At 43.6% G+C, this 21732-nt stretch carries 20 protein-coding genes and 1 other RNA gene; 13 read left to right on the top strand and 8 right to left on the bottom strand.

Annotated elements, in window-relative coordinates:
* Positions 1–20: 20 nt before the first annotated feature.
* The 3 genes from MAR181_RS13755 to MAR181_RS13765 all read left to right on the top strand — a co-directional run bounded on the left by MAR181_RS13755 (position 21) and on the right by MAR181_RS13765 (position 3056).
* Positions 21–1001, top strand: coding sequence for a YbgA family protein (locus MAR181_RS13755; protein WP_013797203.1), 981 nt, complete (start codon positions 21–23; stop codon positions 999–1001).
* A 17-nt stretch (positions 1002–1018) separates the two neighbouring features.
* Entirely contained in the window at positions 1019–2419 is a 1401-nt protein-coding gene (gene phrB / locus MAR181_RS13760; protein ID WP_013797204.1) for a deoxyribodipyrimidine photo-lyase, read from the top strand.
* A 154-nt stretch (positions 2420–2573) separates the two neighbouring features.
* Positions 2574–3056 carry a MarR family winged helix-turn-helix transcriptional regulator gene (locus MAR181_RS13765; RefSeq protein WP_013797205.1) on the top strand — a complete coding sequence of 161 codons (483 nt, stop codon included), beginning with the start codon at positions 2574–2576 and terminating at the stop codon, positions 3054–3056.
* Between the two features lie 86 nt (positions 3057–3142).
* Here MAR181_RS13765 and dapB read toward each other — a convergent pair whose 3' ends face one another.
* From dapB to pomA, 3 genes are all read right to left on the bottom strand, one after another.
* Complete coding sequence (dapB, locus tag MAR181_RS13770) at positions 3143–3943, bottom strand: 4-hydroxy-tetrahydrodipicolinate reductase (RefSeq protein ID WP_013797206.1); 801 nt, start codon at positions 3941–3943, stop codon at positions 3143–3145.
* A 120-nt stretch (positions 3944–4063) separates the two neighbouring features.
* A complete protein-coding gene (locus tag MAR181_RS13775) occupies positions 4064–5053 on the bottom strand; it encodes a flagellar motor protein MotB (RefSeq protein WP_013797207.1) in 990 nt (329 codons plus the stop codon).
* A gap of 27 nt (positions 5054–5080) precedes the next feature.
* Positions 5081–5836, bottom strand: a complete 756-nt coding sequence (gene pomA / locus MAR181_RS13780; RefSeq protein ID WP_013797208.1) for a flagellar motor protein PomA — start codon at positions 5834–5836, stop codon at positions 5081–5083.
* 172 nt (positions 5837–6008) lie between these two features.
* Here pomA and MAR181_RS13785 point away from each other — a divergent pair, with 172 nt between their 5' ends.
* The 7 genes from MAR181_RS13785 to MAR181_RS13815 all read left to right on the top strand — a co-directional run bounded on the left by MAR181_RS13785 (position 6009) and on the right by MAR181_RS13815 (position 14303).
* Positions 6009–6251: an exodeoxyribonuclease VII small subunit gene (locus MAR181_RS13785; RefSeq protein WP_013797209.1), complete on the top strand. Its 243-nt coding sequence runs from the start codon at positions 6009–6011 to the stop codon at positions 6249–6251.
* The gene (ispA, locus tag MAR181_RS13790) at positions 6248–7129 is read left to right on the top strand and encodes a (2E,6E)-farnesyl diphosphate synthase (protein ID WP_013797210.1); all 882 of its coding nucleotides are present in this window, start codon (positions 6248–6250) and stop codon (positions 7127–7129) included. The genes MAR181_RS13785 and ispA overlap by 4 nt, the downstream gene beginning before the upstream one ends.
* Before the next feature lie 50 nt (positions 7130–7179).
* Entirely contained in the window at positions 7180–9063 is a 1884-nt protein-coding gene (gene dxs, locus MAR181_RS13795) for a 1-deoxy-D-xylulose-5-phosphate synthase (protein ID WP_013797211.1), read from the top strand.
* Between the two features lie 521 nt (positions 9064–9584).
* Positions 9585–10682 carry a putative manganese transporter gene (locus MAR181_RS13800; protein ID WP_245546163.1) on the top strand — a complete coding sequence of 366 codons (1098 nt, stop codon included), beginning with the start codon at positions 9585–9587 and terminating at the stop codon, positions 10680–10682.
* Positions 10683–11133: 451 nt separating this feature from the next.
* Positions 11134–12138, top strand: coding sequence for an ABC transporter substrate-binding protein (locus MAR181_RS13805; RefSeq protein ID WP_013797213.1), 1005 nt, complete (start codon positions 11134–11136; stop codon positions 12136–12138).
* Between the two features lie 85 nt (positions 12139–12223).
* Positions 12224–13126, top strand: coding sequence for an ABC transporter permease (locus MAR181_RS13810; protein WP_013797214.1), 903 nt, complete (start codon positions 12224–12226; stop codon positions 13124–13126).
* Positions 13116–14303: a quaternary amine ABC transporter ATP-binding protein gene (locus tag MAR181_RS13815; RefSeq protein ID WP_013797215.1), complete on the top strand. Its 1188-nt coding sequence runs from the start codon at positions 13116–13118 to the stop codon at positions 14301–14303. Before MAR181_RS13810 ends, MAR181_RS13815 begins: the two co-directional genes overlap by 11 nt.
* A gap of 174 nt (positions 14304–14477) precedes the next feature.
* On the opposite strand, the gene MAR181_RS13820 is transcribed toward MAR181_RS13815, so the two are convergent.
* From MAR181_RS13820 to prfB, 4 genes are all read right to left on the bottom strand, one after another.
* Positions 14478–14795: a hypothetical protein gene (locus tag MAR181_RS13820; protein WP_013797216.1), complete on the bottom strand. Its 318-nt coding sequence runs from the start codon at positions 14793–14795 to the stop codon at positions 14478–14480.
* Between the two features lie 342 nt (positions 14796–15137).
* Positions 15138–16196, bottom strand: coding sequence for a histidinol-phosphate transaminase (gene hisC, locus MAR181_RS13825; protein WP_013797217.1), 1059 nt, complete (start codon positions 16194–16196; stop codon positions 15138–15140).
* A 110-nt stretch (positions 16197–16306) separates the two neighbouring features.
* Positions 16307–17806 (bottom strand): lysine--tRNA ligase, encoded by a 1500-nt coding sequence (gene lysS, locus MAR181_RS13830; protein WP_013797218.1) that lies wholly within the window; start codon positions 17804–17806, stop codon positions 16307–16309.
* 48 nt (positions 17807–17854) lie between these two features.
* Positions 17855–18950 (bottom strand): peptide chain release factor 2 gene (gene prfB / locus MAR181_RS13835; protein ID WP_013797219.1). Its coding sequence is split into 2 segments (ribosomal slippage): positions 17855–18877 and positions 18879–18950, totalling 1095 coding nucleotides; the frame shifts between segments, so codons are not numbered across the junction.
* A gap of 144 nt (positions 18951–19094) precedes the next feature.
* On the opposite strand from prfB, the gene MAR181_RS13840 reads away from it, so the two are divergent.
* The 3 genes from MAR181_RS13840 (at position 19095) to MAR181_RS13845 (ending at position 20282) form a co-directional block, all read left to right on the top strand.
* Positions 19095–19394: a cell division protein ZapA gene (locus MAR181_RS13840; protein ID WP_013797220.1), complete on the top strand. Its 300-nt coding sequence runs from the start codon at positions 19095–19097 to the stop codon at positions 19392–19394.
* Between the two features lie 129 nt (positions 19395–19523).
* Positions 19524–19701: non-coding RNA, 6S RNA (gene ssrS, locus MAR181_RS18270), on the top strand.
* 5 nt (positions 19702–19706) lie between these two features.
* A complete protein-coding gene (locus MAR181_RS13845) occupies positions 19707–20282 on the top strand; it encodes a 5-formyltetrahydrofolate cyclo-ligase (RefSeq protein ID WP_013797221.1) in 576 nt (191 codons plus the stop codon).
* A gap of 13 nt (positions 20283–20295) precedes the next feature.
* Here MAR181_RS13845 and traF read toward each other — a convergent pair whose 3' ends face one another.
* Positions 20296–21672, bottom strand: a complete 1377-nt coding sequence (gene traF, locus MAR181_RS13850; RefSeq protein WP_144011251.1) for a conjugal transfer protein TraF — start codon at positions 21670–21672, stop codon at positions 20296–20298.
* Between the last annotated feature and the right edge of the window lie 60 nt (positions 21673–21732).

A 21732-nucleotide genomic window follows, 5' to 3' on the forward strand; every position in this document is an offset into this window, starting at 1 on the left:
AGAGTTTTAAGGAGATAGTTATGCCTCATTCTAAATACACTCCAGACCAGTTAGAACGTAAAATTCCGATTGGTATCAGTGCTTGTCTACTCGGGGATAATGTCCGTTTTAATGGCGGCCATAGCCACTCAAATTACTGCGATCATGTTCTGAGCGATTACTTTGACTATCAAAAGTTCTGTCCGGAAGTCGCGGCTGGTTTTGGCACGCCAAGACCGACACTACGTTTAGAAGGGGACCCAACCGATCCAATCATGACATTCAGCAAAAAAACCGGTGAAGATTTAACGGATCGATTCCACTCAGGAAGCGCTGACTATCTTGATACCTTAGCACATCTAGATGGCTACATTGTGATGAAGAACTCCCCTAGCTGCGGCATGGAGCGAATTAAGGTGTACCAGGAAAATGGGCATCCGCATATGCAGCGCACGGCAGGCCTGTTCACAAAGAAACTAATGGAACGTTATCCATTACTGCCCGTAGAGGAAGATGGTCGCTTGAATGACCCAAATCTAAGAGAAAACTTCTTATTACGGGTTTTCACACATCATGATTTCCGTCATAGCGTTCCTGAAGAACCTAAATTGAAAGACTTAATTGAGTTCCACAGTCGTTATAAATACCTTGTTATGGCACATTCTCAGCCTATCTATCGCGAGTTAGGAAGACTGCTGTCTGGCAACGACCCAAGGTCTATCAAAGCATTAAAAGAAGCATATTTTAAAACACTCATGACCTGTTTATCCAAGCCAGCCAAACGCAAAAATCATTGTAATGTCCTAATGCATTTAGTGGGCTACTTAAAAAATGCGGTCGACGTATCAGTACGTAAAGACATTCTGGATGTAGTAGAACAGTATCGTCGAGGCGAAGTGAATTTAGTAACACCAATGACCTTGCTGCATCATTACTTAAAACATCATGGCAGTGAATACATCAATCAGCAAAGTTACTTTACCCCTTATCCAAGTCCACTTGGCATTCGTAATACCGTATAAAGAGAATCACGTGCAGTATGAACATCAAACACCTAGTATGGCTTCGAAATGATTTAAGATGGGCAGACAACCCAGCTCTCTACCATGCGTCTCAACAAGGTTATATTGCCGTGCTATTCACCATTACCGAGACGCAATGGCAAGAACACAAAGAATCAGATGCTAAAACAGGATTAAGATTTGGATTAATGCGAAGCCTCTGCAAGTCCCTTGCAGGGCTTGGTATTCCTGTCCATTTTATTATAGAAGACCGATTTTCTGCTTTACCTAATGCCATTCATGATTTCTGCATCAAACATCAGATTCAACACCTCTGGTTCAATGAAGAGCTGCCAACCCATGAACGAAAACGGGATCAAGCGGTACACTCTCAGCTGACGCAAAATAACATCGCCTGCCATATTGAAGACGCGGACCTCATAGTCGCGAAACCAGTATTTAGCCAACAGCAAACCCCCTTTAAAGTCTTTACCCCTTACTTCAAACGCTGGCTAGATCTATTGTCACAACAAGACCCAACACCATTACCAGCGCCTGAACCTCAGTCAACACCTCTGCCTGAGACAACTTTACCTGCTCACCCAGACCACTCACATCGCGAGGACCTTTGGCCCGCGGATCAAACCATCGCTCGACAAAAGCTTTGGCAATTCTGTCACCACAAAGAAAAACATTACCACGAGGATCGAGATTATCCTGCCCAGCCTGCTACCAGCACTTTATCACCCTATCTGGCCCTTGGGGCGTTAGGCCCAAGACAATGCTTAGAAGCGATTCATTACACTTGCCGTCAGGAAGACAAACCATGGCAGGACAGTGTCTGGTTAAAAGAACTCGCATGGCGGGACTTCTATCGTCAGTTAATGGTGCATTTTCCCTCGTTATCAAAGGGGTGCCCATTTAAGCCCGAAACCAATGCACTGAACTGGCGGCACAATCAAGCCGAAATTGACGCTTGGCAACAAGGCAAAACTGGTTTTCCTATCGTTGATGCCGCTATGCGACAGCTCAATCAAACAGGTTGGATGCACAATAGATTACGGATGATTACGGCCAGCTTTTTTTGCAAACTGATGTTTGCTGACTGGCGCCATGGGGAAGCCTATTTTATGAGCAAGTTGATCGATGGTGAATATGCGGCGAACAATGGTGGCTGGCAATGGAGCGCTTCAACCGGTTGTGATGCGGCCCCCTATTTCAGAGTATTCAACCCCATAAGGCAGTCCGAAACCTACGATAAGCAAGGCGAATTTATTCGACGCTTTGTACCCGAGCTAACGGCGTTAGACAATAAGTCTATTCACAACCCAACGACACAACAAAGACAAGATTGTCAGTATCCAATGCCGATCCTTGATTATAAACCAGCCAGAGCTGCAGCCATTGCCGCATTTGATGCACTAAAAGGGCTTAAATAGCCCTTTTAATTCGACCCTCATTGCCATTACAATTCTTTTCTTTCGCAATTCCAACTCAACTTCTATACTTTGAGCTGTAATAATTTTAAACTTGGCTTTCATAGGGATTGCCAAACCTCTATAATCCGCTAATTTTTCTGGGCCCGAAATTGTTATGTCGACACCACAACACCTTCACGATGTTCTCGTTCACCTAAGACGCATTATCCGTGCGACGGATTTACAATCTAAGCGTGTCGTAAAAGCATGTGGACTAACGATTCCTCAAATTATGGTTTTACGGTCTATTGAAGAATTGGGCGATGTCACGGTTCGACGTATTTCAGATAGCGTGTCTCTCAGTCAAGCCACCGTAACAACCATTCTGAATCGCTTAGAAGACCGCAAATATGTAGAGCGTGTCAGAGGCCAAAAAGACAAACGCATAGTCAATGCACGACTGACCAACTTAGGCATGCAAATTCTTGAAACAACGCCACCTTTACTACACGAAAAATTCATTAATGAATTCGATGCGTTAGAAGGTTGGGAGCAAACTCAAGTATTGTCTTCGTTGCAGCGCATTGCCATGATGATGGATGCAGAATCTCTTGATGCTGCTCCGTTACTAGTGATCAATTCTCCAGACGCTCAATAGTAAGCTGACGAATTATTTCAACACAAACAATAAAAAAGCCACCTTGGAAGCAAGGTGGCTTTTTTCATTTTAAATGCAAATGTAGGTTACTTTAAATTCAGTACATCTTGCATGTCATACATTCCAGCTTGCTTCCCTTCTAACCAGCTTGCCGCTCGCACAGCGCCTTTTGCAAAGGTCATTCGACTGCTAGCTTTGTGAACAATCTCAATACGCTCACCTTCTGTCGCAAACCAAACACTGTGCTCACCAACCACATCACCCGCGCGGATGGTTTCAAAGCCAATCTCTTTTTGTGTTCTTGGACCAATCTGCCCTTCACGTCCATACACTGCACATTCTTTTAAATCTCGGCCCAGGGCATCCGCCACCACTTCTCCCATACGCAATGCTGTCCCAGAAGGAGAATCCACTTTGTGACGATGGTGCGCTTCGACTATCTCAACATCATAATCGTCGCCCAAAATTTCAGCCGCTGTCGCCAGCAGTTTCAAGGTTAGGTTTACCCCAACACTCATGTTCGGAGCGAAAACCACTGGTGATTGCTTAGCAAAACCTTCTAGCTGAACTTTTTCATCGTCGTTTAAACCTGTTGTCCCCACTACTATGGCTTTTGCATATTGCGCACAAAACGCCGCATTTTGAAGTGTTAAAGCGGGTGTCGTAAAGTCAATTAAGACATCAAAGTCGTCGATGCAATCTTCTAAGCTAGCCACTGCAGGAACGCCTAATTTACCTATACCGGCAATTTCACCTGCATCTGCACCAAGTAAACTGCTACCAGGTTTTAGGATAGCGGCACCAAGAGACACACCTTGCATGTCTGAAATGGCCATTATTAAGTTTTTCCCCATGCGCCCAGATGCGCCAATCACTGCTACTCGCATTTAATCTATCCTCAAATTTCTTTGCGTAAACCATAGCAAAAAAACCTAAAAAACTCAGCCTTTCTAGTGGATAAAAGCATAAAAAAGGGGAGCAAGCGCCCCCCTTTAAAGTCAGTTCTATTAGAATATTTCATCCGGTGCTAAATCGTCCAACATAGACCGATCAAACTCAATCACCCCATCAGAAGGAATCTCATCAAGACTGTCGCGAACCGGCGGCCGTACATCATTTTGTTTAATCACAATCTCCACTCGACGATTAGTGGCTCGATTTGCCACACTGTCATTCGCAACCAAAGGCCTGGTATCTGCGAAACCGGTTACTGAGAAGCGATTCTGGCTAAGCTGCCCAGTCGCAAAAAGCTCCTCCGCTACTGAAATTGCCCGCGCTGCGGACAGCTGCCAGTTGGAACGAAATTGACGGCTTTGAATGGGTAAGTTATCTGTGTGACCTTCAACCGAAATGGTACCTTGAATCCCCACCAATACATCCCTAATCAAATCAATCACAGGGATAAAGTCATAGTTAAGTTCCGACGAACCTGACTCAAACGAGCCTTGATCTTTAATACGAATAGTGATGGTTTCTTCTTTGGTTTCGATCTCAACCGTACCCTTGGAAATTTCTTCTCTCATTACTGACGCAATCTGTTGCGCATCGCCTTCCGTCTCTTGAATTTTCTTTTCACGTTCGATGTCCGCTTGAGACTTATCAACGAAGGTTACCGGAGATGGAGAACCTGATTCTTGACGCTCTTTCAGTTCAGCCGTATCCGGCTTACAAAGCACTTCCAAGGTATTCTCAGGCGTAGTATCGACTTTTTGACGCACCTCATTAATGGGCGTCGGCTCTGGTTTCGCTGGACTGAATTCTTGGGCAATAACCGAGGTTCCCATAGGAATCGCATCGGCTTTGATTTCACGCTGAACACCAAATGCCACTTTTAATGAACCAGCAATTTGTTTGAATTTAATCACATCCATTTCTGCAAACGAAAGCAGAAGCACGAAGAAACACATCAACAAAGACATTAAGTCCGCAAAGGTCCCCATATAGGCGGGCAGGCCTTCTTCGCATTCAGGACAATCTTGTTCTTCTTGATCACTCATGTGGATAATCCGCTAACAACTTTAATTTTACTCGCGCTCAGCACGCTTACCTTCGGCAATGTAGGTTTTCAGTGCGCCATCCAAAATACGCGGATTTTGCCCTGATTGAATCGCTAACAGCGCATCCATAATCATTTGTTGACACAGCAACTCTTCATCAGCACGTGTCATCAATTTAGCCTGAATCGGTAAGCACACCATGTTGGCCAACATAGCGCCATAAAGAGTGGTTAAGAGGGCAACCGCCATAGCCGGTCCAATGGCTTTTGGATCATCCATATTGGCCAGCATCTGTACCAAACCAACAAGAGTACCAATCATGCCCATGGCCGGACCAACATCACCAAACGCCTTAAATACTTTGGCCCCTTTAGTATGTCGGTAGTAGGACTGGTTCATTTCTTTACTGAGCTGACTTTTGACCACGTTACCATCATGACCATCCACTAGCATTTGAATGCCTTTAGATAAAAAGGGATGACTCACCTCTTTACCTTCTAGCGACAGCAATCCCCCCTTTCGAGCTTCATCTGCTAAGCCATACACTTCGTCGATCAAGGTATCTAGTGGCACGCTTTTAAACATAAAGGCCTTAGCCGCGACCTTACCTGCACCTAGAAATTGTGCAAGTGGATATTGCATTAGCACCACAAAGGTTGAGCCAACCAACACAATCAAGGTTGATGCTACATCGATGAACATTCCGGCTGAACCACCAACAAAAATGGCGGCAATAACAACTGCAAAGGAACCAACTAGTCCTATTAACGTTGCGATATCCACATACGTCTCCTAACAAAAAGCGTTTTTCTCACTGAAACATCTGATGATTCTATACGAAAGACTGACCCATCATCGCAACTTCTTGCATGATTTTTGTAATTTTCATCAATTCTCACTCGAACAGTAAGCTTTTTTCTGTTAAAAAACGTAGGTTTTATCAAGAGTAACTAACATGTCACGTAAAAACAGTGTCCGTCACTTCGAAGAAAACCTTGGCGAATTAGATACCCTAGTCGCTCAACTGGAGTCTAACCAACTTTCTCTAGAAGAAGCTCTAAAAGCTTTCGAGAAAGGTGTTAAACTAAGTCAAGAATGTCAATCCGTTCTCACCCAAGCCGAACAAAAAGTTCAAATACTGCTTGAAAAGCAAGATGGTGAGCATTTAGAACCTTTTGACCCGGAATCTAATTCGTGACCCTAGACGATTTTTCACAATTTGCCCGCCGTCGAGTTGATCATTACCTCACGCAAAATTTAGATCAATATGTGCCTGCCAATCATCTTCAAGAAGCCATGGCATACAGTCTTTTCAATGGCGGTAAACGTGTCCGCCCTATGTTGACCTATGCGACAGCCAGCTTATTTGATGACATTAACGAACTCACAGACGCTTGTGCAGCTGCCATCGAATCTATTCATGCTTATTCACTCATTCACGATGACTTACCAGCAATGGATGACGATGATTTGCGTCGTGGCAAACCAACCTGCCACATTCAATACAATGAAGCCACAGCCATTCTGGCTGGTGACGCGCTCCAAACATTTGCCTTCGAACTACTAAGTCAATCACACCATACCAACGCTAGCTTGAAACTTCAATTAATTCAAGAGCTTATTCATGCATCAGGTCGTCATGGTATGGTAACAGGCCAAATGATTGACTTGACCAATGTCGGTCATGACATTAACCAACAGGCACTCCAACAAATGCATCAACATAAAACTGGCGCATTAATTCGTGCCAGTGTGCGAATGGGCGCCATCAGTGTGGGCATGTTGGACAGAAATAACCTGACGCAACTCGATCGTTATGCCAATGCCATTGGCCTAGCTTTCCAAGTACAAGATGACATCATTGACATCACCAGTGATACCAATACCCTTGGTAAGAACCAATTTTCTGACGAAGCGGCGAACAAACCGACTTATCCAAAGTTGCTTGGTCTTGAAGGTGCTCAGGAGTTTGCACAAACGCTTCACCAACAGGCAATTGATGCTATTAAGCCATTTGGTGACCCTGCGCAACCATTAGTTGAGCTTGCTAACTATATTATTGGTCGCAACCACTGATATACTTACCCGCCTTTTTAGATTAATACTATGTGACCAAACCTGTGCCCATGTTTGAAGAAATACCTACAGCGCGACCTGCTACGCCATTACTAGACCAAGTCAATACACCTGAAGACTTGCGCGCCTTTAATAAAGAGCAATTGCCTAGCCTTGTCCGCGAATTACGAGAATTTATGCTGTACAGTGTCGGTCAAACAGGCGGACACTTTGGCGCTGGATTAGGGGTTGTTGAACTCACCGTTGCCCTTCACTACATCTATAACACTCCTGAAGATCGCATTGTTTGGGATGTTGGCCACCAAGCTTATCCTCATAAAATCCTTACAGGACGACGTGAAGCCCTACTAAAAATTCGCCAAGAAGATGGCATTTCAGGTTTCCCAAAACGAGAAGAAAGTCCGTTTGATAACTTTGGTGTGGGTCATTCCAGTACTTCAATCGGCGCGGCACTAGGAATGGCCCTAGCCGCACGACAGTTTAACACTGGCCGCAAATCGGTCGCCGTAATTGGTGATGGTGCTATGTCAGCTGGTATGGCTTTTGAAGCCCTCAATCATGCAGGTCATGTTAAAGCTGATATGCTGGTCATTCTAAATGACAATGAAATGTCCATTTCCAAACCGGTTGGCGCTTTGTCGAGTTACTTTGCCAGAATTTGGGCCAGTAAAACCTATGACAGTATTCGTAAAGGCGGCCAGAAAGTCTTTTCAGGTCTACCTTCTGCATTAGAATTGGCTCGTAAAGCCGAAGAACACATGAAAGGCATGGTCTCACCAGGCATGATGTTCGAAGAGTTAGGCTTTAATTACATAGGACCAATTGATGGTCATGACATTGAGCATCTACTCACGACCATTGCCAACCTCAAAGATCGTGAAGGCCCACAATTTCTTCATGTGATCACTAAAAAAGGCAAAGGCTTTGAACCAGCAGAAGGCGATCCTATTGGCTATCACGCCATTAATAAAGTTGAGCCTGATCCAGTCCCAGCCAAACCGCAGAATAAGCAGCCTAAATATTGTAATATTTTTGGACAATGGGTATGTGACGCTGCTGAGCAAGACGCTAGATTAGCGGCCATCACACCGGCAATGAAAGAAGGCTCTGATCTTATCGAGTTTGCCGAACGTTTTCCGGATCGTTACTTTGATGTGGCCATCGCTGAACAACATGCGGTGACACTGGCCGCCGGTATGGCATGCGATGGCATCAAACCTGTGGTCGCAATTTACTCAACTTTTTTACAACGTGGTTATGACCAATTAATTCATGATGTGGCATTACAGAATCTTGATGTCTTGTTTGCCATAGATCGCGCTGGACTAGTCGGAGAAGACGGTCCTACCCACGCGGGCGTTTATGATTTGAGCTATTTACGCTGCATCCCCAATATGGTGGTAATGGCACCTTCCGATGAAGACGAATGTCGTAAGATGCTACAGACAGGCTACATTTACCAAGGCCCAGCGGCAGTTCGTTATCCTCGAGGTAATGGTCCTGGCATAACGATCGACAAAACACTTTCAAGCCTTGAGATAGGCAAATCCAGATCTTTACGAGAAGGCCACTCTGGCATTGTGATTTGCAGCTTTGGCCGACCAACCTATGATGCCCTGCAAGCTGCTGATGCACTGGATGCCAGTTTGCTCGACATGCGCTTTGTCAAACCGTTAGATGAGCAAGCCTTATTAGAAAACAAAGGCGCTAAACTGATTGTGACAGTAGAAGAAAACGCCATTATGGGTGGTGCTGGCTCTGCGGTCAGTGAATTCCTTATAGCAAATAACATTCTAGTGCCCACATTACACCTTGGTCTTCCTGACCAATATGAAGAGCATGCCAGTCATAACGCTATGCTGAAACGTGTTGGACTCGATTCACAAGGCATTTTAAGCAGCATCCAAGAAAAACTAAAAAGCCTTTACGGATAATTCATGACTTTCGTTTTTCCTCCGGCCTCTTCATAAGGCCGGATTGCTCAAGCATTTTGCATCACAAACTGACAGCTAAGCTGTGACGGCTTCGCTGCAGAACCACGAAAGATGTGATAAAAATTCATCACATCTTTCCACTTCCACTCTTCTCAGCGAAACGCTTATTTTCACCTTTACGCTGAACATCAGACCCCTTGCCATCACATGTAAACCAATAGTTTAAAACCAAATTCATAATGGTTTAAAGTATCGTTACTGCAAACTCTAGGCAAGAGGACTTGTTCGCACCTTCCCTAGCTTATGAGCTCTACTTTGCTATGCATAACTGGCCTTCAATCACAGACACCTTAAATAGTTTCGCGAAGAAATAACTTGAATTATTCTACATATGAATGATAATTATTTCTATTATCATAATTAAATAGGCCTGTGACTTGCTTTCAAATCAAATGACCCTCAATCGCGCTGCACAAGCGATACACATCAATAAGCGAGGTTTCATACCACTTGCAGTCCTAATGCTCTGGCTCATTCCCAGCCTACAAAACATGGTTACTAGCGTATTATCGGATGCTTTTTTGCAAGTCTCTGCTTTTGTCGCCGCGACGCTGGCACTGTACTACGGCTTAAGTCATCACTTAGACACCTCAGGCCTACAACGGTGGATGAGTCATAAGCGCTATAGAGAAGTGATTTTTGCTGGTGTGATGGGAGTTTTACCCGGCTGTGGTGGCGCAATTGTCATTATCACCCAGTATACACAAGGCAAAATTGGCTTCGGCGCGGTAGTTGCGGTACTAACCAGCACCATGGGAGACGCTGCTTTTTTATTAATTAGTCAACGGCCTGAAGACGCTATGATCGTCTTGCCAATTAGCATTTTGGTGGGAATAGCATCGGGATTGTTCACCTCTTGGTTTTTACCCAGCCCTCAACTTGAAACACCTCAACACACAATAGAACCAATGAAACAGCTCAAGATACCCAGTAAATTTGATATTTGGGTCAGCCGCATTAATATTGCTTTTTGGTGCCTACTGATTGTACCTGTGAGTATTGTCGCCTTGCTAATGGCTATGCAATACGATGTTAATCAGTTACTTGGATTACCAGATCAATTAATCGAGACTCTGGGCGCAATTGCAGGCTTTGCCTGTTTGCTTCTATGGGCACTGTCGGCAAAAAGTGATCGCTTTTCTGAATTAGCAAAAGAAAATGATAACATCTTGCCCAAGCACTGGATTCGCAAAGTAGCACAAGATACTCAGTTTGTTACCAGCTGGGTCGTGGTGGCTTTTCTTTGCTTTGAACTAGTGTTGCTCGCAACTGGTGACGGCTTACTTGATGCCTTACAACAATGGGGAGCCAGCAGTATTCTCATTGCTACTGCCATAGGTCTATTACCTGGTTGTGGCCCCCAAATTATGGTCACAAGTCTGTATTTACAAGGAGCGATACCTCTATCTGCACAGCTGGCAAACGCTATCAGCAATGATGGTGACGCTCTTTTTCCTGCGATTGCTCTTGCTCCAAAAGCGGCCATGCTAGCCACTCTGTATTCCACAATACCCGCCTTAATAACAGGTTACGCATACTATTGGTTAGTGGAGATATAAACTCTATCAAGGATCATATTAACCTGAACTTTGGAGCTCGTAATACGGTGGAAAATGATCATTCTCGGCTTTGTGGCCAGCCACCCCTCTTACGCCACATCCTAAAGCTTGCGGCCTTCACATTCGCTCTCATCACGCCCAAAAACCATGCCTTAAATGCCAACTCATCAAACTGATAATACAAATACCTCTCGGATTAAGAGGACAGTAAAACATCTGAAAACACCGAGACAAAACAATTTACACCTCTAATCTAGGCATGCATTTTTAAAATCAATAAGGTAGCTTTTTCGTTTAAAGAGTAATCAAACTAAGCGTTTTAGATACATTAAGTCACAACTAAAACCGCTAAACATTTGATATATAATGATTAGAGATGTAAATTAATAGTCAGTTCCCTATAAAAACAAACTAAAAAGATTGATAGAAATCATCACTAAAGGACACTATTATGAAAAGTAAATTACTGCTTTCTGTCGCCCTTACCCTAGGTGCTTCAAGCGCATTCGCAGCTCATCATGAATGCGGCAAAGTAACCATTGCTGACATGAACTGGAGCTCAGCTTCGTTGATTGCCAACATTGATAAATTCATTCTAACCAATGGCTTTGGTTGTGATGCAGAATTGGTACCTGGCGATACAATGCCAACTGGTACGTCAATGATTGAAAAAGGCCAACCAGACATCGCACCTGAACTTTGGACAAACTCTTTCAATGCCGTATTGAACCAAGGTGTTGATGAAGGTCGTTTAAAACTGGCCGGCAAATCTCTATCTGACGGAGGTGAAGAAGGCTTCTGGGTTCCAGCTTACATGGTAGAAGAAGACCCTGAACTTGCCACTATCGAAGGGGTAATCAAACACGTAAAAGAATTTCCACATCCTGAAGACAACAGCGTCTCGGGATTCTACGGTTGCCCTGCAGGCTGGGGCTGCCAGATTTCCAGTGCCAATTTATTCCGTGCAATGAAACTGGACGAAGCAGGATTTGAATTGATTGATCCAGGTTCTGGTGCGGGTCTAGCCGGCTCAATCGCCAAAGCTTATGAACGTAAAGCACCTTGGTTTGGCTACTATTGGGCGCCAACAGCCGTGCTGGGTAAGTACAAAATGGTTAAAGTAGACTTTGGTTCAGGCGTTAACAAAGACGAATTCATAAATTGCATTTCAGTAGCCGACTGTTTAGAGCCAACCGTGTCTATGTACCCACCTTCTCCGGTCTATACTATCACCACGGATAAGTTTGCTAACAAATCGCCAGAAGCTTATGACTACCTAGGCAAACGCTCTTTCACCAACGAGCAAATGAATGGCTTGCTTGCTTGGATCGAAGAAAACCAAGCGGATGGACAATATGCCGCTGAAAACTTTATGTTTGAATATGAGGATGTCTGGTCTAAATGGGTCAGCAAGGATGTTAAAAACAAACTTATGGACGCACTAGATAACTTATAAGTTTGCGGTATCACAATCACATCACGAGCAGGCCGACTCCTTGCTCGTGATTTTTTCCTATCCGATATGACCGAAAGAAAATACTATGGCTGATCAATCTTGGCTCACTGAATTTCCCGATATGAGCCGCAGAGAACTTCTGGGAATACGAAAAACACTTGATGGTGCATACCGTGATTTTTCACGCGCCTATGGTGATCAAATCGAAGCTTTCTTCGACCCTCTACTGAGTTTCCTAGTGTGGTTTGAAAACTTGCTATTAAATACACCTTGGTGGTTAGTTTTGGGGGTTTTAGCTGGCTTAGTCTATTTCATGAGCCGCTCTTGGAAACTTTGTGTTGGTGTCTCACTTTCCTTATTAGCCATTGGCTATTTTGGCATGTGGGATAACACCATGCGAACCCTCAGTATTATTACCGTTTGTACTTTCTTGGCAATCATCATAGGTATCCCGGTGGGAATTATGATGGCGCGCTCAAATCGAACGCAATCTATCATCACCCCCTTCTTAGACATAATGCAGACTATGCCAGCCTTCGTCTATTTGATTCCTGTCGTGATGCTATTGGGTATCGGCAAAATTCCCGGCGTCATTGCCGTGGTAATTTACGCTATTCCACCCGTTATCCGCTTAACCAATTTAGGCATACGCTTAGTACCGCATGAAACATTAGAAGCGGCAACAGCATATGGTGCAACGCCAAAACAACGTTTGTTTGGAGTACAGCTACCACTGGCCATGCCAACCATTATGGCCGGCATCAACCAAACCATTATGATGGCGCTCGCTATGGTCGTTATCGCTTCGATGATTGGCGTAAAAGGTCTCGGGCAGCCTGTTTTAAAATCCATCACGAATCAATATTTCACACTAGGCTTATTGAATGGGTTGGCCATTGTCGCTCTCGCCATCATGTTTGACCGCGTCTCTCAAAGCTATGCAAAACGCACACAGAAACACCTTGGAGGCGACCAAAATGGACAATAATTCAACACCACTTATTGAAATTGAATCTCTCACTCAAATTTTTGGTAACACGCCTGAAAAGGTATTGCCAAAAGTAAACAAGGGTATGTGCAAAAGTGATGTGCTCGCTGAAACGGGTCACACAGTTGGTTTACGCGACATTAATCTATCGGTTAATCGTGGTGAGATTTTTGTCATCATGGGACTATCAGGATCTGGCAAATCCACCTTAATTCGCCATTTTAACCGCTTGATCGACCCAACAGCCGGAAAGATAAAGGTGGAAGGCGACGACATTCTTACCCTAAGTCCAAAAGAATTAATTGAATTTCGTCGTCATAAAATGTCCATGGTCTTCCAACATTTTGGCTTGATGCCTCACCACTGTGTCCTCGACAATGTCGGTTATGGCCTATCGATCCAAGGGGAGAAGCCTAACGTTTGGAAAAACAAAGCCAAAGAATGGCTCGAAGTCGTAGGCCTAGAAGGCTATGAAGATCAATATCCTTCCCAATTATCTGGTGGTCAGCAACAGCGAGTCGGTTTAGCAAGAGCTCTGTGTACAGACGCTGAAATACTTTTAATGGACGAAGCTTTTTCAGCACTTGATCCACTGATCCGCTATGAAATGCAGACTCAGTTGATTGAACTGCAAGGCAAACTGCAAAAAACCATCATTTTCATCACCCATGATCTAGATGAAGCATTACGATTAGGTGATCGCATTGCTGTTCTGAAAGACGGTGAAATGGTTCAAGTCGGTACACCTGAAGACATAATTCTAAATCCAGTAGATGATTATGTAAGAGACTTTGCCAAAGACGTAAACCGCGCCAAGGCATTAAAAGTAAAACACATTATGGATAGAAGCAAAGACAGAATCATAGATTGCGATTCCGCAGAAGACCTAAGCGAGGCTTTCAACAAGCATGACACCTTAATCTGGACAAAAAACAGTCAACTACAAGGTGTAGTAAGTAAAAACCGCTTAGCGGCTTACCAAGCAGATCAAATCGATTCGCCTCTTTTACATCAAACCAGTGTAAAAAAGAAAGACTACTTACAAACCGTATTACCATTCGCGCTGTTAACAGACCATCATTTGTTGCCAGTGCTCGACAATGATAATCAAGTCATTGGCAGCCTTTCAAATAATGCCCTTGCAGAGGTATTAAGTCCAAGCTTTGACGCGGCTTGAACTTGGGGACAAGCTTTCACTAAAAAAGGCGGTATCGATTACCGCCTTTTTATTATTAGGGTCAATGAAGTTAAAAAAAAAAGCACAAGGTATTCGCATAAAGCGTTCACCATTATTGTGATTAGCTTAGATTAATACCAATTACACGATCTATTAGCATGACCAAATACATACTTACATTATGCGCTGCGTACTCTTTTGATAACCCTGTCTAGATAACCGCCAAACAATGCCTGCCAAGAGTAATACTGAATGAAAACCAACCAACAATAGATAGGCATCACCAAATCGTGTATCCGCGGCAGCTAGACTCGAGCTTAAAAAAGAGGCATTGATAATATTAATACCAAAGGTAATGGCCGATATAGTGGGGTGAGACCGAAACGCCACTGCAGCCATTAGACTGCTCAACATAGCGATAAGAATCCCACCCATTGGTAAAAAGATGGAAAGCGTCCCAGAAATCAGCGCCAAAAAAGATAAAGTACTCATAGTTATTCGTCCCTATATCTTACTTCTGCTTCTCATTATATTAATGTTCGTACTTAATATTCTTAATCAAGATCATTTAATTTGTCAGAAAAGCTTGATTATCTAACACTTAAAAATCCCTTAATTCAAACTGTTCAAAATTTATACTAGCGCTATAAATTAATATTTGCAACTTTAATTCATATATAAATCTTAAAAGCAATATACAGATACATTAAATTACTAAGTTTTCTACGTTGCCTTACATTATTTCATAAAACCTATAAACACATTAAACGAGTGATTCAATAACTATCGGGGGTAGAGGCATCCATATTTCCCTCCCACTAAACTAAAATGAATTTAGAGCGCCGTTAATACTGCCACCAATGCCTGCATTTCTTCATCGGTACCAATAGTAATACGCAAATAATTAGCAATACGTGGCTTATTGCCAAAATAGCGCACCAATATGCCCTGCTCTTTTAATCTTATATACACTTCTTCCGCTGACTTTTCTGGATGAGTTACAAAAACAAAGTTGGTTGCCGAAGGTAATAATTCATAACCCAAATTAGTGAGCGCTTTCACTGTCGCTTCCCGAGTTTTAATGGTTTTATCGCAAATATTCTTTAAATAAGCGGCATCTTCTACAGCAACGGTCGCCCCCACAAGCGCAATGCGATCGATAGGATAGGAATTAAAAGAGTTCTTCAACCTCTCCAAACCTTCAATTAAATCTGGGTGTCCAAAAGCATAGCCAACACGGATACCTGCCAAAGCTCGCGACTTAGACAAGGTTTGCACAACCAATAAATTCGGATATTGGTTGACCAAGGTCACCGCACTTTGTGCTCCGAAGTCCACATAGGCTTCGTCCACCAGCACAACAACCTCTGGATTGGACTGCAAAATGACTTCAATGTCCGCAAGAGGTAAGGCCTTTCCGGTTGGCGCATTAGGATTCGTCACAACCACACCCGATACGTCTAAGTTCTGATAATCCTCAGCGGCAATATCAAATTCCTCCGTCAAAGGAATGAGCTCAGGGGTAATGCCGTAGAGAGCAGCGTACACCTTATAAAAGCTGTAAGTGATGTCCGCAAAAGCCAAAGGCTTACCATTGCTAAAATAGCCCATGAAAGCCAACGCCAGTACTTCATCAGAGCCATTGCCGACAAACACCTGATTGGTATTCAATTGATATTGACTAGCCAAAGCCGTTTTCAGAGTCATAGCATTAGGATCAGGATACAAACGTAGACTTTCCGAGACTTCTGCCGCCATCGCTTGCAATGCTTTTGGAGAAGGCGAATAAGGGCTTTCGTTAGTATTGAGCTTGATGTATTGCTTATCTTGAGGTTGCTCGCCTGGCACATAAGGATCAAGCGATGCAATTTTATCGGTCCAAAAACGACTCATGGAATGCTCCGTGGTATTTCATCAAAAATAGAGTGTAAAAACAAAATAAGGCCTCAATTGAGGCCTTATACATACAAAACGATTTGTCAGTGACAATATCCGGCCTAGGATCAGTCCTGAGGCTTCATATGAGGGAACAAAAGCACATCGCGAATCGAAGGTGCATCTGTGAATAGCATCACCAAACGGTCGATACCAATCCCCTCACCTGCGGTTGGCGGCAAGCCGTATTCCAATGCGTTAATATAGTCGGCATCATAATGCATGGCTTCGTCGTCACCAGCATCTTTTTCAGCCACTTGACGCTTGAAGCGTTCTGCCTGGTCTTCTGGATCATTTAACTCCGAGAAGCCATTCGCAATTTCACGACCACCGACAAAGAATTCAAAGCGATCAGTAATAAAATCGTTATCGTCATTACGGCGTGCCAATGGCGATACTTCGGCTGGGTATTCTGTAATAAAGGTCGGTTGATCCAACTTATGCTCAGCAGTTTCTTCAAAGATTTCAGTCCAAAGCTTACCCAAGCCCCAAATCGGCTTAACATCAATTTTCAAGCTCTTTGCGACCGCTGTGGCTTTTTCTAAGGTGCTAAGGTCATCTTCTGTCAGTTCTGGGTTGTAATGTAAGATTGACTCCAACATCGTCATGCGAACAAACGGCGCGCCAAAGTCATATTCAGAACCTTGATAAGTAACCGTCGTGGTGTCCAGCACCTTCTCAGCAACGTCACGCAACATGGCTTCAGTCAGATCCATCAAATCTTTGTAATCCGCGTAGGCTTGGTAGAATTCGATCATAGTGAATTCTGGGTTATGTCGAGTTGATGTGCCTTCATTACGGAAGTTACGGTTGATCTCAAAAACACGTTCAAAACCACCGACAACCAAGCGCTTTAAGTAAAGCTCAGGCGCGATACGCAAATACATGCTCATGTCCATAGCATTGTGATGCGTGACGAATGGACGCGCGGTTGCTCCACCAGGAATGGTCTGCAACATAGGTGTTTCGACTTCCATGAATCGACGATCTTCTAAGAAGCGACGAATCGTAGAAATGATTTTAGAGCGAATCTGGAAAGTATCACGAGACTCTTCATTTACAATCAAGTCTACGTAACGCTGACGGTAGCGCATTTCCATATCTGACAAACCATGGTGCTTATCTGGAAGAGGGCGCAAGGATTTCGTCAATAATTGCGCTTCTTGCATATCAATGTACAAGTCACCTTTGCCAGACTTATGAACGGGCCCAGTGATTCCAATGATGTCACCTAGATCCCAAGTTTTTTGTTCGGCTAGCAGTTCAGGACTCAGCGCTTTGCGATTAATGTAAGCCTGAATCTGGCCTGACATGTCTTGTAGCAACATAAAAGCACCACGGTTACGTACGATACGCCCCGCAATGCTGACTTTGTGATCTTTCTCTTCAAGTTCCGCTTTTTCTAACTCACCAAATTCTGCTTGTAAATCCGCGGCATACGCATCACGACGAAATTGATTTGGAAAAGCATTACGTTGCTCACGAATCGCTGCTAATTTGCCACGACGCTCCGCCACAAGACGGTTATCTTCTGATTGTAAACTTGTTTCTGTATTGTCGTTTGCCATGATATTGGTATCTACTCTTTAATCTTTTCTAAAATAAGGAATGGCGCTTTACAGGCCTTGTTTTAAACTTGCGACGATAAATTGGTCTAAATTACCGTCCAACACTGCTCCTGTATTGGAGCTTTCTACGCCAGTCCGCAAATCTTTTATACGAGAAGAGTCCAGTACGTAAGAACGAATCTGACTCCCCCAGCCAATATCTGACTTGCTGTCTTCCACGGCTTGTGCTGCTTCTGTTCGCTTCATCATTTCCAATTCATATAACTTGGCACGCAGCTGTTTCATCGCAAAATCACGGTTAGCATGCTGTGAACGCTGGTTCTGACACTGAACAACGATACCACTCGGTAAGTGCGTAATACGCACCGCAGAGTCAGTTGTATTAACGTGCTGACCACCTGCTCCCGAAGAACGATACGTATCGGTACGCAAATCCGCAGGATTAATGTCAATCTCGACGTTGTCATCGATCTCAGGAGAAACAAAGACAGAAGCAAACGAGGTATGGCGACGATTGCCTGAATCAAATGGCGATTTACGCACCAAACGATGCACCCCAGTTTCGGTTCTCAACCAGCCAAAGGCATACTCACCTTCAAAACGAATGGTAGCCGATTTAATACCCGCCACTTCACCTGCTGACACTTCCACCAAGTCGACCTTAAAGCCTTTATCCTCACCCCAACGCAAATACATGCGCAATAAGATATTGGCCCAGTCTTGCGCCTCAGTACCACCAGAGCCAGACTGAATATCTAAGAAGGCACTGTTTTCGTCCATCTCTTTCGAGAACATACGACGGAATTCCAGTTTCGCCAGCAAGCCTTCCAACTCATCAAGTTCAAGCTGAACCGCTTCGACAGAGTCTTCATCGTTTTCTTCGACGGCGATATCAAGTAACTCTTTGGCATCAGCTAGACCGTTGTCCATACCGTCTAAGGTATCAACAACCGCTTCGAGTGCTGAACGCTCTTTACCTAGTTTTTGGGCATAATCTGGATCGTTCCAGACATTAGAGTCTTCCAATTCTCGGTTTACTTCTTCTAAGCGCTCTTTCTTTGAATCGTAGTCAAAGATACCCCCGAAGGGTAAGAGCACGTTCTGATAGATCTTTTATTTGCGAAAGTATCGGGTTTATTTCCATATTGGCGTCAATTTGCTATAAACAGTGTGGATAAAATTAATTCGGAATTGTAACGAATTTACTCGCAGCATAAAATGCCATTCGCTACTCAATGATGGAAAAACTGACCATTTTTTGTGGGCCTTGCTATCAAATGGAGTCTATATGGATAAGCCAACCGTTTCAGTCGCAATACTGGGGCAAACTTACAACATACATTGTCCTAAAGGACATGAAGCTGAATTGAAAGAATCAGCGGAATATTTGGATACCCAAATGCGTGAGATTAAAGCCAGCGGTAAAATCGTTGGACTAGAAAAAATTGCCGTCCTCGCGGCATTGAATATTACTCACGATATGCTTTCAGGACGAAAATTTGCTCGTTCTAACGAACAACAACTGCGAGAATTGACGTCTCAGCTAGACGCCGCACTGACACATGATACAAAACAGGCTAACGAATAAACACGCTCTTGTTCAATCTGTAGACGATTTAACAAGATGTAAGGAATAAAAACAAATTTTCTTCATACAGACAAGAAAATGAACAGGTTTCATCAGTGATTTTTAGCTGCAGTTACTCTATACTTCACTCGTTTCCTGGGTTGTACGTAGCGGCTTAACGCCCTTGAGCCTATGAGTAATACCCCGGAAAAGGCCTGTTGGTTTGGTGTGCATGTCCGTGCGTCGGAAAGCCTAAAGAGTCACAGCTTTTTCCACCTTGAACCACTGGGTTCAAGGCCAATAGTCGAAACGGCAACTTGGGAAACCCTTTTCATGACACACCCACAACTCGATCGTCAAAGCCTACGAAAAACCTTACGTCATGCCAGACGTCAGCTCTCTGAACAAGAGCAACAACAAGCAGCAGAGCAACTACTTGAACAAACACTTCACTCTCAATGGCTAGAGAATGTAGATCATGTCGCCCTGTATCTAGCTAACGATGGTGAAATATCCCCACACCTTATCAGCCAATATTGCTGGCAACACAAAATCAAAACCTACTTACCTGTTGTTAAAGGCGAGACGCTTCGCTTTGCGCTTTATGACCACACGACACAATGGCATAACAATCAATTTGGCATTGCCGAACCCATAACCGAAAAACACCATGCCCAAGGCTCTCTCGACATTGTCTTTATGCCTTTGGTTGGCTTCGATCAATATGGTGGGAGATTAGGGATGGGAGGCGGTTTCTATGATAAAAGCTTTGCTAACAAGGGCGTCAAACAAAACCCATTATTAATTGGTTTAGCACATGATTGCCAGCAAGTTGAACAGCTTCCAATAGAACCTTGGGATGTTCCGTTGCAAGCCATACTCAGCCCAAGTCAGATTATTCAATTCTGATTAATCACACTGTCTAAAACGCAAAACCATAAGCAAGAGACAGGTATAAGCTTCGTGGAATGCTTTCTCCACTTACTTTTTCCAGGCTATAAGCTAAATCAAAATCCAACCGACGGAATAATGTCGTTCCCATTGTCATGTAACTCAACTTACTACCTGATTCATTTTTCCTATAACCCAAACGAATTCCAGGAAAAAAAAGATTGCCGCTAAAATAAGACAAGGACACGGTATTCCACTGATGTCTATCTCCTACTGGATCAGCTACAGAATTCACATCATGTGATGCCGCAAGGGACCAATTCTGATTAGTCGACATAATTGCCGCATCTACTGTCAACTGAGCTTTCATTTTATAGGTTTCATTAAGACTGAGCTGACCATTATTTGACAGCCTCCCAATAGCATTACAGTTAGATAAGGAAGACCCTGATAAGCCTTCACAATTTCCAATTTCGTCAAAATCGAACTCTGGCTCATTAAGGCTTTTAACCGTGGCTCCTAACTGATAATTTTTTGCTGTCCAGATCGCTCCCAAGTCTATACTTACATTGGATTGGGCGTTTTTCCGACTCATAAAGAAATCATCAAAAGAATCAGAACTATCTTCATCACTACTTACCAGAACGACCTCTTGCCCCAATCCCATACTATGAAAATTCAATTTTCCACCCAAAATTAGAGCACCACTAACAGGTCGACCTAGCGCTTGACTATAACCAATACCAAAACGATAGTCCGTTACTTTCTTCACATGAACAGCAGTGTCAGTAGCAAGATCCACTTCCTCACCAGACACTGCAAGGCCAATATCATCAGCCAATATCCCAACACGATTAACAAAGGAAGCATCAGCGTCTATTGTAAAAGCTCCGCGGTTGTTGGTTTTATAAATAATGGGGGTAAACGGAGCATGCACAGAACCAGAAAATTTAACGTAAGCGGACTCACCAATATTACTCAAAACACGGTTCGCCTGCGCAATAGCTCTAGACACTTCATTGTCACTATTAAGAAGAGCTTCTGCAATTTCAGCATCCGTTGAACTGCTACTCAAACCTAAGGCTGATAGCTCAGAAGCACTCAAACTCGTAAAAGCGTCACTATAATCTTCGTCAAACACCTCTTCTAAATCTTCAACTTGGTCCTCAAGGTCTTTTACATCCCCCATTTCAAAGCCTAAATTCAATGGCCCTAAAAAGCCTGCACGAAAACTTGAGATATTTGTCATCAAATAGGGCGCTGCAGGATTATATGAAGACGTTATCAATGACTGGCGGTTAGCATAACTTCCCAGTACCGTATTCGTTCCAGTTGGATATGAAGCTATTACTCCTGTACTAATTATCCCCATAAACAACAATAGATAACGCATTAACAAATCATCCACTTATAAGTTTTTACTTTGAAAAAAAAACCGAGAGCCTAAAAGGCTATCGGCTTTTTTTGA

The organism is Marinomonas posidonica IVIA-Po-181, assembly GCF_000214215.1.
Lineage (GTDB): Bacteria > Pseudomonadota > Gammaproteobacteria > Pseudomonadales > Marinomonadaceae > Marinomonas > Marinomonas posidonica.

Excerpts from the sequence above, each read along its gene's own strand:
- MAR181_RS13755 (WP_013797203.1), top strand. The coding sequence starts at position 21 with ATGCCTCATTCTAAATACACTCCAGACCAGTTAGAACGTAAAATTCCG.
- MAR181_RS13815 (WP_013797215.1), top strand. The coding sequence starts at position 13,116 with ATGGACAATAATTCAACACCACTTATTGAAATTGAATCTCTCACTCAA.
- MAR181_RS13805 (WP_013797213.1), top strand. The coding sequence starts at position 11,134 with ATGAAAAGTAAATTACTGCTTTCTGTCGCCCTTACCCTAGGTGCTTCA.
- MAR181_RS13840 (WP_013797220.1), top strand. The coding sequence starts at position 19,095 with ATGGATAAGCCAACCGTTTCAGTCGCAATACTGGGGCAAACTTACAAC.
- dapB (WP_013797206.1), bottom strand. The coding sequence starts at position 3,943 with ATGCGAGTAGCAGTGATTGGCGCATCTGGGCGCATGGGGAAAAACTTA.
- dxs (WP_013797211.1), top strand. The coding sequence starts at position 7,180 with ATGTTTGAAGAAATACCTACAGCGCGACCTGCTACGCCATTACTAGAC.
- MAR181_RS13845 (WP_013797221.1), top strand. The coding sequence starts at position 19,707 with ATGACACACCCACAACTCGATCGTCAAAGCCTACGAAAAACCTTACGT.
- MAR181_RS13820 (WP_013797216.1), bottom strand. The coding sequence starts at position 14,795 with ATGAGTACTTTATCTTTTTTGGCGCTGATTTCTGGGACGCTTTCCATC.
- MAR181_RS13810 (WP_013797214.1), top strand. The coding sequence starts at position 12,224 with ATGGCTGATCAATCTTGGCTCACTGAATTTCCCGATATGAGCCGCAGA.
- MAR181_RS13785 (WP_013797209.1), top strand. The coding sequence starts at position 6,009 with ATGTCACGTAAAAACAGTGTCCGTCACTTCGAAGAAAACCTTGGCGAA.
- MAR181_RS13775 (WP_013797207.1), bottom strand. The coding sequence starts at position 5,053 with ATGAGTGATCAAGAAGAACAAGATTGTCCTGAATGCGAAGAAGGCCTG.
- lysS (WP_013797218.1), bottom strand. The coding sequence starts at position 17,806 with ATGGCAAACGACAATACAGAAACAAGTTTACAATCAGAAGATAACCGT.
- hisC (WP_013797217.1), bottom strand. The coding sequence starts at position 16,196 with ATGAGTCGTTTTTGGACCGATAAAATTGCATCGCTTGATCCTTATGTG.
- MAR181_RS13765 (WP_013797205.1), top strand. The coding sequence starts at position 2,574 with ATGTCGACACCACAACACCTTCACGATGTTCTCGTTCACCTAAGACGC.
- MAR181_RS13800 (WP_245546163.1), top strand. The coding sequence starts at position 9,585 with ATGCTCTGGCTCATTCCCAGCCTACAAAACATGGTTACTAGCGTATTA.
- phrB (WP_013797204.1), top strand. The coding sequence starts at position 1,019 with ATGAACATCAAACACCTAGTATGGCTTCGAAATGATTTAAGATGGGCA.